Raw genomic sequence first — 16,048 nt, 5'->3', positions numbered from 1 at the left:
GTTTTTTATAATAATGTGTTCATAAATACTCATACCCATAACTGACTAATAAGAGGATGAATAATGGAACTATCAGTGAACGACACTAGCAAATTAACCAAAAAAACCATCTCAAGACGTAAGTTATTAGGCGCAGCTGGCATCGGTCTTAGCGCCTTGCCATTGATGAGCACGCAAGTATTTGCAGCAGCCAATGACGCTAGCAGACCATCAACTCCCTATCTCGCCAGTACCGCAGAAAAGAAAATCAACATCATCAGTCTTGATCGCTTAGAAGTCGAAGCACGCGGTGCGATTCCAAAAGCAGGTTATGAATTTGTCTCAGGCGGCGCAGGTGATGAGTGGACACTACGCGAAAACCGCCGTGCCTTTAATGATTATCGTATTGCAGCCAAACGCCTAGTTGGCTTATCTAGTAAAGATATTGATATCAAAACGCGCTTGTTAGGTTTAGACATGCCATCTCCTATCATGGTTGCCCCCATGGGCGCGCATGCTATGGTGCATGACCAAGGAGAGAAGGATACGGCTCGCGGCGCCAGTCTTGCTAAAGCTTTGTATTGCTCATCAGGTGCTTCAAACGCGACGCTAGAAGAAATCGCTCAAGCTACCAGCGGTCCAAAATGGTTTCAGCTCTATTGGAACAACGATATACAAGTCACACGCTCACTATTAACACGTGCCAAAAAAGCAGGCTATTCGGCAATTATCCTAACGGCTGATGCCCTAGGACCAGGACAGCCTGATGACTTCAAAGCGATGGGTAGCCCGTTCCGCCCCGACCGTAACTTTGGCAACCATGATCCTAAAAAAGGCGGCTCTGGTGACTTCTTTGATCAAAAAACAGCACTCACGCCTAAAGACATTCAGTTCATCAAACGACTCACAGGACTGCCGGTCATTGTGAAAGGAGTATTACGTCCAGATGATGCTGACAGATTTATCCGCGCGGACGCTGATGCCATTCAGGTCTCCAATCACGGCGGTCGTCAAATCGATGGCGTTCCTGCCAGCATGACCGCGTTGCCGCCTATCGTCAAAGTCGTTAATAACCGCGTACCCGTGATCTTAGATGGTGGTATCCGCCGTGGTATCGATATCGTCCGTGCGATTGCGATGGGTGCCGATGCGGTAGCAGTAGGTCGTCCTATGCTGTATGGCCTAGGTCTGGGCGGCGCACAAGGTGTAGAATCCGTTATTAACTTCTTAAATGCGGACTTAAAAAACACGATGCTATTATCAGGCGCTGCAAAATTATCTGATTTGAATCCTGACTATATTGAGATCGTCGGACAAAATGAAGAATATAGTACGTTTAAAGGTTAGGGCTTTTTGAGGTTTTAAATCCAACTTTTAGAGATGCGAAAAAGAGCGACCAGTGATGCTGGTGGCTCTTTTTTTTGGTTTGGGGTTTGGTTGTATTACAGGTCAGAAAAAAATTGGCCTCGATATCTGAATGGTTTAAGAGTGAGGAAATATGCGAATCATGGCTCAGTTTTCTTTAAAGGTTTATTCGTACCTTCATTTAAGCATAGCTTTCGTCTTGTCGGCTGTTTCTAGTTTAGAAGTCAATATTGGTACATTAATTGCATTTTATGAATCAGTTAATAATAGAACTAACAGTTTTAATTCAATGGATTTTATTAAACGCTTTTAGCTAATAGTAAAGGTAGAACATAGTACTTTCATGGCGTGGTTACGGCTTATTAACTCTTGTCTTTTGAGCCTTTTCTTTTTTGATACATTTATCGTTTTTTGGCTGGGACGCTGATATTGGGTTCACCTACGCTTTTCTACTCATATTATCCGCTGGCGTATTATGGATTATTGGTCATAAACTTAACGGTGATTTAGAGTATTATGATGCTCCGCATGCTTTTATGCGTGTTCGTTTACAATACTGTGGCTTATTCTATCTAATAGCCGTACCTCACTATTTTATTGCTTAGTCTGTAGGCTGGGTGGAGCTTGCGACACCCAACGTTCCGCTTAACAAGTCGTTGGGTCTCGTACTTCGACACCAACCTACCCATCGATTCATTTTTAATGATTTAAAACCAAAAACCAACCAAAAAAAGAGCCGCCAGATTTCTCCAGCAGCTCTCTTTCGTGCAACATTATTAACTTAACTAAAAATCATAGCTAAATGCTGGACTAAAGCCGCAGCCTACGATCTTTCTAAACCAAACTATCTACCGCCTCAACCACAGCGTCAGTTGTAATACCAAACTCTTTATATAGATCGCTAGCTGGTGCTGACTCACCATAAGTGGTCATGCCAATGACTTTGCCATCTAGGCCGACGAACTTATACCAGTAGTCGACATGGGCCGCTTCGACAGCGACGCGAGCACGGATATTGGCAGGTAATACAGCGTCACGGTAGCTAGCATCTTGCTCCATAAAGATTTCTGCACACGGCATAGAGACCACACGGACGCCAACGCCATTTGCGCTCAACGTTGCATACGCTTCCATAGCTAAGCCAACTTCTGAACCGGTCGCGATAATGATTGCTTTTAACTCGCCCTGTTCTTTCGCTAGTACGTAACCACCTTTAGTGATATCGGCAACTTGCTCAGCATCACGTGCTTGATGCGGCAGGCTCTGACGGCTAAAGATGAGCGCTGACGGATTATTTTCTGACTTAATCGCTTCTACCCAAGCCGTAGCAGATTCAGTCGCATCACACGGACGCCATGTACGTAGGTTTGGCGTAGTACGTAGGCTAGTCAATTGCTCAACTGGCTGATGCGTTGGGCCATCTTCACCCAGACCGATAGAGTCATGCGTGTAGACGTGGATGATACGTTGCTTCATCAATGCGCCCATACGGACGGCATTACGTGCGTATTCCATGAACATGAGGAAGGTTGCAACGTAAGGGATAAAGCCGCCATGTAGCGCGATACCATTGGCAATCGCGGTCATACCGAACTCGCGCACGCCATAGTAGATATAGTTGCCATCAGCATCGGTTTCGATGCCTTTCGCGCCTTTAAATAGTGTGAGGTTTGAGCCTGCTAGATCCGCTGAACCGCCCAACAATTCTGGTAATAATGGCTGCAAGGTATTAATCGCGTTTTGACTGGCTTTACGGCTGGCAACATCACCGCCCTGCTCTTGAGTTTGTTGGATATAATCCTGCGCTTGCTTATCAAAATCCGCTGGCAATTCACCATTTAAACGGCGCAATAGCTCACTTGCCAGTTCTGGATAGGCCTTTTTATACGCTTCAAAGTCCGCATCCCAGTTCTTTTGTTGGACATCGCCTTTGGCTTTGGCATCCCATGCTTCATAGATTTCATCATCTAATTCAAACGGTGCATGCTTCCAAGATAACGCATCACGAGTCAAGGCAATTTCATCATCACCAAGTGGCGCACCATGGCTAGCGGCTAGACCTTGTTTGTTCGGGCTACCAGCACCGATAGTCGTTTTACAAATGATTAAACTTGGACGAGTTTTCTCTGCAATCGCTTGTTCAGTTGCTTGCGTGATCGCATCAGTATCATGGCCATCAACTTTGATGACTTGCCAGCCGTACGACTCAAAACGGGCCTCAGTATCATCAGTGAACCAGCCTTCGACATCACCATCGATAGAGATACCGTTGTCATCATAGAAAAATACCAATTTGCCAAGCCCTAACGTACCCGCTAATGAGCAAACTTCATGACTGATACCTTCCATCAAGCAGCCATCACCTAAGAACGCATAGGTATGGTGGTCGACGATGTTATGACCGTCACGATTAAACTGTGCCGCTAAGGTCTTTTCAGCGATAGCAAAACCAACCGCATTGGCAATACCTTGACCGAGTGGACCAGTCGTGGTTTCTACACCTGGTGTATAGCCAAGCTCAGGATGGCCGGGGGTTTTTGAATGTAGCTGACGAAAGCCTTTTAAGTCGTCAACGCTAACATCATAACCTGATAAATGTAGTAACGAGTAAATAAGCATCGAGCCATGGCCGTTCGATAACACAAAGCGATCGCGGTTGTGCCATTGCGGGTCAGCAGGATTGTGCTTTAAAAATTTGCGCCACAGAACTTCAGCAATATCAGCCATACCCATCGGCGCGCCTGGGTGTCCAGAGTTGGCTTTTTGAACCGCATCAAATGAGAGTACACGGATGGCATTGGCTAATTTACGTTCGTTAATTGGGGTGGGCATAGAGTGTCCTAATATTCGAATGAGAAGTATGGAGGATAAGAGGAAAATCGATTGAACAATGAAATAAAAGCGCGATAAACGCTCTTGCTAATAAGGTATTTAATTAAGGTGCAATATTAACATATTTGCCATGAGCCAAGCCAAAAACGGCATCATAAAAACGTTCGTATTTAACTTATGGCTTATATTGGTTTTGTCAAACAACCTTTAACAATCGGCTAAAAGTAATAAATGACAAGTTATCATGCTAACTTGCCATTACTACAGTAAAACATTTATTAAGCTGATATAGTCTCAGCACCGCCCATAAACGGACGCAATACTTCTGGAATAGTGATACTACCATCCGCATTTTGATGATTTTCCATCACCGCAAGTAAGGTACGGCCGACTGCCAAACCTGAGCCATTTAACGTATGCGCAAGACTGGTCTGCTTGCCGTCTTTGACCCGCGTGCCCATACGGCGTGCTTGGAAATCACCGCAGTTAGAGCAACTTGAGATTTCACGATAGGTCTCTTGACTTGGTAACCATACTTCGATGTCATAAGTCTTTTGCGCGGCAAAGCCCATATCGCCAGTACACAATTTGACCGTGCGATATGGTAAGTTAAGCTGCTGCAAAACATACTCAGCTTGTCCCGTCATCGCCTCTAATAGCTCATCTGACTGCTCAGCTGAGGCAATATTGACCATCTCAACTTTCTCAAACTGATGTTGACGGATAAGACCACGAGTATCGCGGCCGTGTGAGCCGGCTTCACTACGAAAACAAGGCGTATGCGCGGTGAACTTAAGCGGTAGCTCTTTGATATCTAAACGCTCGCCGCGTACCAAGTTGGTCATCGGTACTTCCGCCGTTGGAATGAGATAAAAATCCATCTCATCATTATTGGTATGATTGGTCAATTTAAACAAATCATCTTCAAACTTTGGCAACTGACCGGTGCCAGTCAGGCTCTCAGAGTTGACAATATAAGGCACATACGTTTCTGTATAGCCGTACTTAATGGTATGCGTATTGAGCATAAATTGAATCAAGGCACGGTGAAGCTGTGCCAACTGACCTTTTAATACATTAAAGCGGCTACCAGTAAGCTTCGCTGCGGCTTCAAAATCAAGCATACCGAGCGTCTCACCAATGTGAGTATGGTCTTGAATCTCAAAATCAAACTCGCGTGGCGTGCCCCACTTGCGTACTTCGACGTTATCATCTTCTGACGTCCCCACTGGCACATCTGCTGCTGGGGTATTTGGGATTTGCAGGGCAGCTTGATTGATACGTTCTTGTAGAGTGCGCAGCTCGTCTTCTGCTGCCTTAATCTCACCGCTGACACTTTGCATCTCAGCCAATAGCTCGCTGGCATCTTCGCCTGATTTCTTTAGCGCGCCTACTTGCTTAGCACCCGCGTTACGGCGCGATTGCAACTCTTCGGTTTTGACTTGTAGCGATTTACGCTCATTTTCGATGGTTTGCCAGAACTCCATATCAAGCTCGTAGCCACGAGTGGCCAGCTGCTGTTGTAAATCGCTCAAATCGCCGCGTAAGAGTTTCGGATCAATCATAATAGTTGCCTGTAACGCTGAGTGTGAATAAAAGGTTTAAATAATATTATTAATATAATAATCGAACAGCTGAGAGTGAGAATCAAATTTGATGACAGCTGATTTAGTTATGAGAATAAATAGTAGTCGCTATAATACCAAGACCTAGCAGTTTTGACCATGTTTCGACCCTGTTTAAACTGAGTTTCGACCATTTTTTAACAAGATGATTAATTATTATTTGCAGTACATTACCTGCAGCACATTATTTGAATTATTCCAATTGCAGCACGCTAAAATGCAGTGGTTTTATACTACCCTTTTGACACGTAGAGCTCACTATTTAATCAATTGAGCTATAAATACGTGCATTAATATCATTAATATGGCATCTATCAGTGAACAGATATCCTTATATGTTCCATTTAAGAGTACTTTTCGGTAAGATAAGCGCATACCTTTATTCCACTTTCAGCCAAATATGCGTAGCTGCTTCGTTTTGGCAATTTCAACCCAACACTTTTAATATAAGTATTTGAGAAACCTTTATGGCCCTGTACCCCTACACGCTACAACCTGTCCCCCTAAACCTGACTGAGGCTGAATTTCATCAAGCACAGTATGAGCTATTTGCCAGTGCCAGCCCCTCTTTCGGTCTAAAAAGCATCAAAATGAAAGAATGGATTATTATGGCGGTGGTCGTCATACTGGCGGTTGCAGGGCTAATATTCGTGACAGGCTATTCCACTATTATATTTTGGGTCATGCTGGTCTCGGTCGTCATTTACCTATTGGTTCGTACTTTAGGCTTTAAATGGTATGTTAAAAAACAGTTTGATAAACAAGTCGCTGAACAAGAGATGCCAGATGAGATGCGTCAAATGAAGCTTGGAGTGCAAAAACACGGCTTAGTCATGGCAATGCCCTCCAATCAGCCAGACTTGATGAACAGTAATAAGATGCGCGGTATGCAGATGCGAGCTGGCGCTACCCAACAAGCGGTCATCCCATGGACTGCCATAAAAAGCTGGGATGAGACTGATGACTATATCTTTATGATGTTTGAAATGAAAGGGCAACAAGGCAGTCAAATTGTACCCAAACGTTTACAAGCACAGAAATTCCCTATCGATACTGTCCGCCAGCACTTACAAGAAGTCGTGCCGATACGCGGCTTAAACCCTGAAAGCTTACAACCACCTTCACAGTAAGGTTTTATAGAATAAATCATATAGTTATATTTATTAAAATTAACTAATGCATCATAGTTTGCTATTATTATAAGCATCAAAGGAAGAGATAGAGTATATATTGATGGATATAGATGAACGACGAAGTATTTTATCTATAACCAAATTTAGTAGAACACCTGCTCTTCTTTATTTATTATCGTATAACCACACTCACACTATAAGGACGATACTATGAGTAATTCTAATAACGCTACTAATCAGATCGGTCTAGAAAAAGCAGACATGAGCGCAGTCATTGCACAGTTAAACAATCTACTATCAACGTATCATGTATTTTATTTAAACGTACGCGGTTATCATTGGAACGTAAAAGGCGAGCACTTTTTTACATTGCATCCTCAATTTGAAGAATTATATACGTCGCTACAATTACAGATTGACGAGATTGCTGAGCGTATCTTGACCTTGGGTGGTACGCCACTCCATGCTTATAGCGATTTTACGCAGCATACTAGCATCAGTGAAGATAAAAACGTTAAAGATGGCACAAGCTGCGTTAAAGGCGTGGTTTCAGGGTTGCAAGCATTAATCGCAGAACAACGCAAAGTGTCTTCACTAGCGGCAGAAGGTGAGGATCAAGGTACTGCTGATTTGATAGATGCATACGTACAAGAGCAAGAAAAACTGATATGGATGTACAATGCATTCTTAGGTTAATAGTCTGATTAAAACATATAGAAATCAAGACACAAAAAAGCACCTATCATTAGGTGCTTTTTTATTACTTATTTTTATAATAGTGAAGCTTTTTAATACTAAGACTTTATTTTTGGATCCATTGACGCATTTTTTCGCGCTCAGCAGGGGTTGCATTAAGCCAGATCTGCATAAAGCTATCAAGCGTATTTGTAGTCTGTGCTGTAGTTGTAGAGCTTATCGCGCCAGTGTTTACTCTAGGCTGTGTGGTCACAATTTGTGATGTGCTTGGCTGTTCTATTGCAGCAATGGCACGCTGATTTTGTAGTTCAGCATCATTGCCACCACCGAATACGCCGCCTAGAGCCTTACCGATGCCTGAGAGTAAACCACCGTTATTCCCACCAAGACTTTGTTGACTAGCAATCACTGTGTCATTGCTTAGTATCGCCAGTGTTGGACGCTCAGCATATTCTTTGGCGGCTTTATAGTCTTCTGGTTGATTGGGCATAGCCAAACGGTATGTTTGGTTGTCAGCCAACCCTGCTGTTACGCTGATGTTGCCTGAACGCAAATAATCATGCTCATCATGAGATAATTTATATAAACGGTCGTATTTAGCAGTAATAGCATGTTGACCCGGCTGCAAAGTAAACGTCTTCGTTAAAGGCTGAAATGCACTTTGTTTGACTTCCTGTCCGTTGATAGCCGTTACTTTGATATGATCATCAACGTTTAAAGTAACCTCTGCATGTGAGAGCATAGATACCGCACCTACGCTTACAAATAGCATACTGGTGGTCATTTTTTTGAGCAAAGAAGCAGAGATTTTCATAAGACATCCTATCCACGATAAAAAATTTAGTGAGAAAATTAACAGTTACAGCATCAAGCTATCTATCTTTAATGAGCTTACCTTAGTGAGCTTTGATATCTAAAAATCTAAGGGTATTGTATGATTATCATTATTTGCCGCTTCACTATCGTCATGGACTTCTTGAGCAATGTCTGCAAGCTCAGCGGCAAGCGTTTGCTCATCAATAGTACGCAAAGCATCGCTTATGACTGCTTTTGATATATTGCTACGTCCAAGATTAGAGAACATCGGCTGAATATAATTGAGTACTTCCATCATTGCACCGATACGATGAGGACCATCGGTAAGCAGATGATCAATAATACGCCCATCGAACTGCCAACCTCGCCTGCGTAATATAGATTGTAATAATGCTTGACGATCAGCTAGCTCATGACCATTAGGTACTTTAAAAGTAGGCGCTTGTGCTAAACGTGTCAGTAAGTCAGTCAGCTGAAACGGCAGCTCACTGGCTGGTCGATTGGCAGCAAATAGCAACTGCCGCTGCCCTTCTCGGCTACGGTTTATCAAATGGAATAAGGCTTCTTGCCATTGACTACTATGTTCTAATACTTCCAAATCATCAATAGCAATAAGATCAAAATTTTCTAGAGATGACAGTACATGGACATCTGTATGGATCAATTCATTGAGCGATAGACAAATTGCAGTCTTGTCCATCTCAATAAATGACTCACAAATAGCCGATAATAAATGAGATTTGCCAGTAGCGGGGCTACCAAATAAGTACAGCTGACCTATCAGGCCGACATGTAGTTGCCGCACTGCATCAATAATCGACATCCAACCTGGACCTGAAAAGTCACTGAGGCTTGCATCGTGTTTAATGTCCAGATTAAGACTTAGCTGTGCTTCTGCCATGAATCATCAACTCGTTTTGCATCGTACAAAAAAAAGAAAAAACCACCTGATTAATGACTTTCTTTTAACTGACTTGAATACTGTGTAACATGAATTTCCTGCTATTGACTGTGACTTTTCTAACCGACATTTTGTTAATGAATGTCTTTTTTTAAGAACAATGAATAAGCAATTACTCTAGTCAATACTGCGCCTATATATAACATATTTATAAAATGACTGACAACTCTTTTACTCCCTAACCTACATTAACCATTTGTATGCAGACTGCTGTCCGACTACTGCCATCAATGTAGGCTATGAGCTCCGGTACTATATGACTTACTTTTTTTCGAATAAATTTAACTGTTTACGTCCTTTATAAAGATCCGTAGAACGGTAATAATCATATAAATGATGAAACAATACGTTTAGTACAGCGGATACAGGTAAGGCAATCAACATACCAACGAACCCTAATATACTTGCGCCTGCTAATACTGCAAATATCACCCACAGTGGTGACAAGCCAATCTTATCACCCAGCAACAACGGCTGTAGAATATAACCTTCTGCTGCCTGACCTACCAAAAACGCACCCACTATTAAAGACAGATAAGTCCAATTTAAACCAAATTGGAAGAGACAAGCGATAACGGCAGCAATAAAACCAAGACCAAAGCCTAGATAAGGAACAAAGCTTGCGATACCTGCTCCCATACCGATGATTATACCAAGCTCAAGCCCAATAAGTTGTAATTGTACAGCATAAATGATTCCCAATAATACCATGACCAACAGCTGACCTTTGATAAAAGCCATCAATGCACGATCACACTCTTGAGCAACCTCAATCACTGTTTTGCAATAAGCAGTGGGGATGGCAACTTTCCAGCTAAGTAAACGTTTGTCCCAATTAAACAAAAAGTAAAAAGTCAAAATGGGCACTAGCACAATAAGTCCAGCGCTATTAATAAAATTCATACTTGAGGCGATTATTTGAGTCATCCAAGTACTGGCGTCTGAAAATCTATAATGTGTTTGCATATAATCCATTAATGTCTCAGACAGCCCTTTCGCCTCTAACTCTGGTAGACGAAAACGAGTATTAGCACTAAACCATTCGCGCACAACCTCATCATACCAACTTAAAATCTTTGGTAAATATTCCCAAGCTGCCTGCAACTGATGCCATAACGTTGGCACAATCCACCAAAGTAGCAGTATCATACTCAGCGTCAATATGGCATAAACAACGATAATCGCTATCCAACGTCTAACATACTTGGATAAACGTCTAACCAATGGATTTAGTAAGTATGCCAATATAAAAGCAATTAAAAACGGTATAATAACTGGCAACATTAAATACAACAGAAATAAGGTTATAACAATAGCAACGACAATAAATAAGCGCCGAAAAAATGGATCTATTGGTTGGTTTATCATTAAGGACAATCCTACAATTAATCTGATTTAAAAATAATAACGTTACCAAGTTTGGTTATGTCATTTATAGAATAATTTACTATAGCAGCCATCATTAGTACGTTAATTTTATAATGACTTAGGCGTCTTATTATCGCAAAGTACAGTAAAAAAGCAGTCATTTTTTGTGTCTTAGCTTTTTATTTGTGACTTATAGCGAATCTTGGCTAAATATTGGTAAGTTGCTTTGCGAGTATGGTCTATTTTTGGGTATAATGCGCGCACTACATTCAGATTCTGTAACACTGACTACAACTATTCATTTTGATGAATAACTTCAATTATTGATTCCAATTATCTATCCCCAATTGTGAGATGACTATGAGTGACAAGCCTTCTTTAAGCTACAAAGATGCCGGCGTTGATATTGATGCAGGCGATGCATTGGTTCAACGAATCAAATCCGTAGCAAAAGCCACTACTCGCCCTGAAGTTGTGGGTGGTCTGGGCGGTTTCGGTGCGTTATGTCGTATCCCAACAGGGTATACTTCTCCGCTACTGGTATCTGGTACTGATGGTGTTGGTACCAAGCTTAAATTGGCTTTACGACTAAACCGTCATGACACTATCGGTATCGATTTGGTTGCCATGTGCGTTAATGATTTATTAGTATGCGGTGCAGAGCCGTTATTCTTTTTAGATTATTATGCAACTGGTAAACTAGATGTTGATGTGGCGGCAACTGTGGTCACTGGCATTGGTGATGGTTGCAAACTTGCTAACTGCGCACTTATCGGTGGCGAGACGGCTGAGATGCCAGGCATGTATCAAGATGATGATTATGACTTAGCAGGTTTTTGTGTCGGCGTAGTCGAAGAAAGCGAAGTTATCACAGGTGAAAACGTCAGCGAGGGCGATGTATTAATCGCGCTTGCTTCAAGTGGCGCGCACTCAAACGGCTACTCTCTTGTACGTAAAGTTATTGAGGTAAGCGGTGTTGATGTCACTAGCAGCAATGAGCAGCTAGATGGTCAGCCTATTCAAGATGCCCTAATGGCACCGACTCGTATCTACGTAAAAGCCATTAAAGCTTTGCAAGATACGCTTGGTAGCTCGGCTTTACATGCAATGTCGCACATTACTGGTGGCGGCTTAACAGACAATCTACCACGCGTATTACCAGATAATTTGGCTGCTAGTATTGATACGAGTAGCTGGCAGTTCTCAGAGCTATTTACGTGGCTACAAACCCAAGGTAATATCGAGCAAAGCGAGATGTATCGCACCTTTAACTGTGGGGTTGGTTTTGTTATCGTAGTACCAAAAGACAAAGCAGATATCGCTATTAAAACGTTGAACGAGGCAGGTGAAAACGCTTGGCAAATCGGTGAAATGGTTAGCCGTGAAGCAGACGCAGTGGTATACCGTTAATGCCAGACAGTCATAAAAAAGATAGTCATAAAAAAGGGAATCATAAGCCATTGCGCGTGGCTGTTTTAGTATCAGGCAGTGGTAGCAATTTACAAGTTTTAATAGACGCGGTACAAGCAGGTACACTACCAGTTGAGATAGTCGGGGTCATCAGCAACCGCGATGACGCTTATGCCATCACACGCGCAAAAGATGCTTCTATTCCAGTAGCAGTGTTGTCACACGTTGCGAGCGGTAAACGCATGGGGATTAAGACTTTTGAGACTCATGCCAGCGCCCAGTTAGCGACATGGCAACCTGATCTGATTGTATTGGCGGGCTTTATGCGGGTGCTAGGCGCCGAATTTATCGACAATATGTCAGCGCCAATGATTAATCTACATCCTTCTTTATTGCCGGCCTATAAAGGGCTTGATACGCATCAACGCGTCATACAGGCAGGCGAGCGTCAGCATGGTTGTAGTATTCATGTGGTTACAGCTGAGCTGGATGCTGGTGCTGTTTTGACCCAAGCAGTGCTAGACATAAATCATAAAGATACTGCTGATAGTTTGCAAACACGTGTGCAAACGCTTGAGCATCAATTGTTACCTTGGACAATTTTGCTAATATCCAAAGGTGTCTTGTCGTTGAACAACGAGCAATTATCAAATCAGAAACCTACCTATATGCCGACATTACCTTTGAAGCTATATTTAAACAGTTAAAGCAATGGCAAGAAGCAAAAAAAGATATTAACCATTTAAAACTATCGATCATAAAAAAGCCCAATCATTCATACTTTGAATAACTGGGCTTTTTACTGTTCACTTTTAAAGAGTATTTAGAGGGTTTTAGCTCTCAATACTTTTATGCATTATTAACCTTTATGGACGTGTACACCTTTGATGTTAACAAACTCTTTAATACCAAAGCCACCATGTTCACGGCCATGACCTGAGTTTTTTACGCCGCCAAATGGTAGTGCTGGATTGGCAAGACCATAGCCATTGATATATACCATACCTGTATCAAACTCTTCATTGGCTAAGCGAATAGCTTTGTCTTCATCTTTAGAGAAAATTGCACCGCCCAAACCATAACGGCTGTCATTAGCAATACGTAAGGCATCATCTTGATCTTTAGCACGTATTAGCGATGCTACTGGACCAAATAGCTCGTCGTCATAAGCTGGTTGGCCTTTTTCAACATTTTCCAAAATAGTCGCTGGATAGAAGCTGCCCTTACCTTCTGGTAATTTACCACCAACAGATACAGTAGCACCTTTGCTTACACTCTCTTCTACTTGCTCATGCAGTTTTTCTTGCAGATCTTTGCGCGCTAGCGGACCAAGATCAGAGCTATCATCCATCGGATCGCCTGCTTTTTTGCTTTCAAACTCTTCAACGATGCGCTTACGGAACTCGTCATACAAACTATCAACAACGATAAAGCGTTTTGCAGCAACACAAGTTTCACCATTATTAATAAGACGCGCGAGAGTGCAAGTTTGTACTGCAAGCTCTAAGTCAGCATCTTCCAAAACGATAAATGCATCGTTTGAGCCCAACTCTAGGACTGCTTTCTTGATTGCTTTTGCTGCTTGCTGACCGACGATGCTACCTGCACCATCACTACCAGTAAGCGTCACACCGCGTACTTTATCATGGCCAATTAGAATTTCTGACTGATCATGATCAATTAGAATAGTACGGAATAAGTCGTTCGGTAAGTCAGATTCATGGAATATTTTTTCAATTAATAAGCCAGAACCAGTCACGTTTGCTGCGTGCTTAAGCAGAATGCTGTTACCTGCCATCAAATTGGCGATGGTATAACGGAACACTTGATAAGCTGGGAAATTCCAAGGCTGCATACCATAGATAACACCAATGGGCTGATAAGTGACAACACCTTTTTTGAGACCTTCAATGTCACGTTCATCATCAGCAAGCGCGGCCACACCCTTCTCTGCGGTGTAATCACAAATCGCTTTACATAGATCAATTTCTTGTAAACTCTGACTATAAAGTTTACCGCGCTCCTCAGTCATAAGTCGAGACAGCTCCTCTTTGTACTTCATCAAGGTCTCGCCAATAGAGTTAATAACCTTCGCACGCTCTTCATGGCTAGTTTTGCGCCATTCTAAAAACGCCTGATGTGAGGCTTCAACAATCTTATTGACCTCTTCATTACTCATATAGTTATATTCTTTAATGTCTTCGCCTGTTGCTGGGTTTACAGTAGTAATATCTGCCATGATTATTAACCTTATCTATTTGTTTAGTTAATTGATAAATTGCTTAGATGACACTAATTATGAAAAATATATTTCTTAGCCTGATCATCTAGGCTTAATTAGTTATTATTTTGAAAATATTCGTTAGACGTTCATTTTAAATATCTTCTTGCTTAACGTTTAACTTTTTTAAGTTGGAAGTATCATAACAAAACTATTTGGCTTACAGTTTTACAAGATATAAAGAAATGTGCTAAATATGTTAAGAGTGTGACTGTCTTATTAAGAAATACTTAACCAATGCCAGGTTTAAGCAAATAAAAAACCAGCACGGTAGCTGGTTCTATACTGTCTCTTTTCTAATAAATATATGAATAAGAGATGCTTATTCGTCATTTTTTTAGAACAGATGATTAATAGTAGGTATTTCTTGCTCCTGATTCTCTTCATCAGCAACCACTTGCCGTGCGACATGCATAATTAGTTGCCGTAACCAGCGATGAGCTGGATGATGCTGTAGTAACGGTGACCACGCCATTGTTAGCTCAAACTCAGGAATAAAAAATGGTGGCTCTTTCATCATGATGCTGTCGTTGTTAGCCTGCATGCGTGCAACTCGTGTCGGCAATGTGGCAATCAAATCTTTATTTGCTGCAAGCATCGCTGGCATCTGATAATGACGAGTAAAGACGCTGATCTGTCTTTTTTGTCCCAAACGTTGCAATGCTTGGTCAATAGAGCCAAGTCCCCCAGATTTTTCTGGATTGACACCGAACCCCACGCCCATACCAGTTTTAGACACCCATACATGTTGCGCTTTTAGATAGTTTTTGAGATTAAAACGATTGGCATAAGGGCTTTCTGATGCTAGCAAACAGCTAAAAGTATCACGCCAAACCAATACTTGATGAAAGCTTTGTGGTATCTCATTAAAGCGGTTAATCGCCAAATCGACTCGGCCCTGCTCCATATCACGATAAGACACATCTGATGGCGTTAAGAAGTCCAAAATGACATTGGGTGCTTCAGAGCGTAAGGCTTTGACCAATTTTGGTACTAATGTCGCTTCGGCATAATCTGAGGTCATAATACGAAAGACACGTGATGTGCTATACGGACGAAATTCTGTACGGGGTTCTAGCACTTGAGTCAAATCAGCAAGTATTTCGCGAATACGCGGTTGTAACTCTAAAGCTCTCTCAGTCGGCGTCATGCCTTCAGATGAACGTACTAACAATGGATCATTAAACAGTTTGCGTAAACGACGCAGTATATTACTCATCGCAGGTTGAGTAATGCCAAGCTGCTCAGCTGCACGAGTAACGTTTTTTTCTCGTAGCAACACGTCTAAATGTACCAGTAAATTCAAGTCTACCCGCTGCAAATTCATATATGTGTCTCTTTACCTTAGAATAAATACCACTATAAACGCGGCACTTTTTGTCCTGTTATTGAGTACAAGCCATCTATATTAAAATGAAATAAGGATAATTTTGGAGTGGCTTTCTTATTATATACGCATTATAACTTAATTCATCTATCATAAATCGTTGTTTTATAAATACTATCATCATAAAAAATACCCAAGATAATAATCATAAACTAGATAAATCAAGATAACCTAGCTATAGTGTTTAGCAAGTGC

Annotated in this window: 12 protein-coding genes; 5 read left to right on the top strand and 7 right to left on the bottom strand. The window is 41.8% G+C overall.

Going from position 1 to position 16,048, the window contains the following annotated elements:
- Positions 1-63: 63 nt before the first annotated feature.
- Positions 64-1,326 (top strand): alpha-hydroxy-acid oxidizing protein, encoded by a 1,263-nt coding sequence (locus tag ACTXGH_RS02030; protein ID WP_439295896.1) that lies wholly within the window; start codon positions 64-66, stop codon positions 1,324-1,326.
- 852 nt (positions 1,327-2,178) lie between these two features.
- Here ACTXGH_RS02030 and tkt read toward each other — a convergent pair.
- The gene (tkt, locus tag ACTXGH_RS02025; RefSeq protein WP_439295897.1) at positions 2,179-4,176 is read right to left on the bottom strand and encodes a transketolase; all 1,998 of its coding nucleotides are present in this window, start codon (positions 4,174-4,176) and stop codon (positions 2,179-2,181) included.
- Between the two features lie 278 nt (positions 4,177-4,454).
- Positions 4,455-5,741, bottom strand: a complete 1,287-nt coding sequence (serS, locus tag ACTXGH_RS02020) for a serine--tRNA ligase (protein ID WP_439295898.1) — start codon at positions 5,739-5,741, stop codon at positions 4,455-4,457.
- Between the two features lie 527 nt (positions 5,742-6,268).
- Here serS and ACTXGH_RS02015 point away from each other — a divergent pair.
- Positions 6,269-6,931 (top strand): YcxB family protein, encoded by a 663-nt coding sequence (locus ACTXGH_RS02015; RefSeq protein WP_439260437.1) that lies wholly within the window; start codon positions 6,269-6,271, stop codon positions 6,929-6,931.
- 213 nt (positions 6,932-7,144) lie between these two features.
- Positions 7,145-7,630, top strand: coding sequence for a Dps family protein (locus ACTXGH_RS02010; RefSeq protein ID WP_439260436.1), 486 nt, complete (start codon positions 7,145-7,147; stop codon positions 7,628-7,630).
- Between the two features lie 106 nt (positions 7,631-7,736).
- On the opposite strand, the gene ACTXGH_RS02005 is transcribed toward ACTXGH_RS02010, so the two are convergent.
- The 3 genes from ACTXGH_RS02005 to ACTXGH_RS01995 form a co-directional block, all read right to left on the bottom strand.
- Positions 7,737-8,444, bottom strand: coding sequence for a DUF2057 family protein (locus ACTXGH_RS02005; RefSeq protein ID WP_439260435.1), 708 nt, complete (start codon positions 8,442-8,444; stop codon positions 7,737-7,739).
- A gap of 99 nt (positions 8,445-8,543) precedes the next feature.
- Positions 8,544-9,347 (bottom strand): DnaA regulatory inactivator Hda, encoded by an 804-nt coding sequence (gene hda, locus ACTXGH_RS02000; RefSeq protein ID WP_299217015.1) that lies wholly within the window; start codon positions 9,345-9,347, stop codon positions 8,544-8,546.
- Positions 9,348-9,668: 321 nt separating this feature from the next.
- Positions 9,669-10,775 (bottom strand): AI-2E family transporter, encoded by a 1,107-nt coding sequence (locus tag ACTXGH_RS01995; RefSeq protein WP_439295899.1) that lies wholly within the window; start codon positions 10,773-10,775, stop codon positions 9,669-9,671.
- Between the two features lie 360 nt (positions 10,776-11,135).
- On the opposite strand from ACTXGH_RS01995, the gene purM reads away from it, so the two are divergent.
- Positions 11,136-12,185, top strand: a complete 1,050-nt coding sequence (gene purM, locus ACTXGH_RS01990; RefSeq protein ID WP_439295900.1) for a phosphoribosylformylglycinamidine cyclo-ligase — start codon at positions 11,136-11,138, stop codon at positions 12,183-12,185.
- Positions 12,185-12,892, top strand: a complete 708-nt coding sequence (gene purN, locus ACTXGH_RS01985) for a phosphoribosylglycinamide formyltransferase (RefSeq protein ID WP_439295901.1) — start codon at positions 12,185-12,187, stop codon at positions 12,890-12,892. Before purM ends, purN begins: the two co-directional genes overlap by 1 nt.
- 152 nt (positions 12,893-13,044) lie before the next feature.
- Here the strand turns inward: purN and ACTXGH_RS01980 are convergent, their stop codons facing one another.
- Together ACTXGH_RS01980 and ACTXGH_RS01975 are read right to left on the bottom strand one after the other, a co-directional pair.
- Entirely contained in the window at positions 13,045-14,424 is a 1,380-nt protein-coding gene (locus ACTXGH_RS01980) for an NAD-dependent succinate-semialdehyde dehydrogenase (protein ID WP_439260431.1), read from the bottom strand.
- A gap of 379 nt (positions 14,425-14,803) precedes the next feature.
- Positions 14,804-15,793 (bottom strand): LysR family transcriptional regulator, encoded by a 990-nt coding sequence (locus ACTXGH_RS01975; protein WP_439260430.1) that lies wholly within the window; start codon positions 15,791-15,793, stop codon positions 14,804-14,806.
- Positions 15,794-16,048: the final 255 nt, after the last annotated feature.

The sequence above is a fragment of the Psychrobacter sp. 1Y10 genome (genome assembly GCF_052259005.1).
Classification (GTDB): Bacteria; Pseudomonadota; Gammaproteobacteria; order Pseudomonadales; family Moraxellaceae; genus Psychrobacter; species Psychrobacter saeujeotis.
Note: the sequence above shows the minus strand (reverse complement) of the source record. Positions and strands in the feature narration are given on the sequence as shown.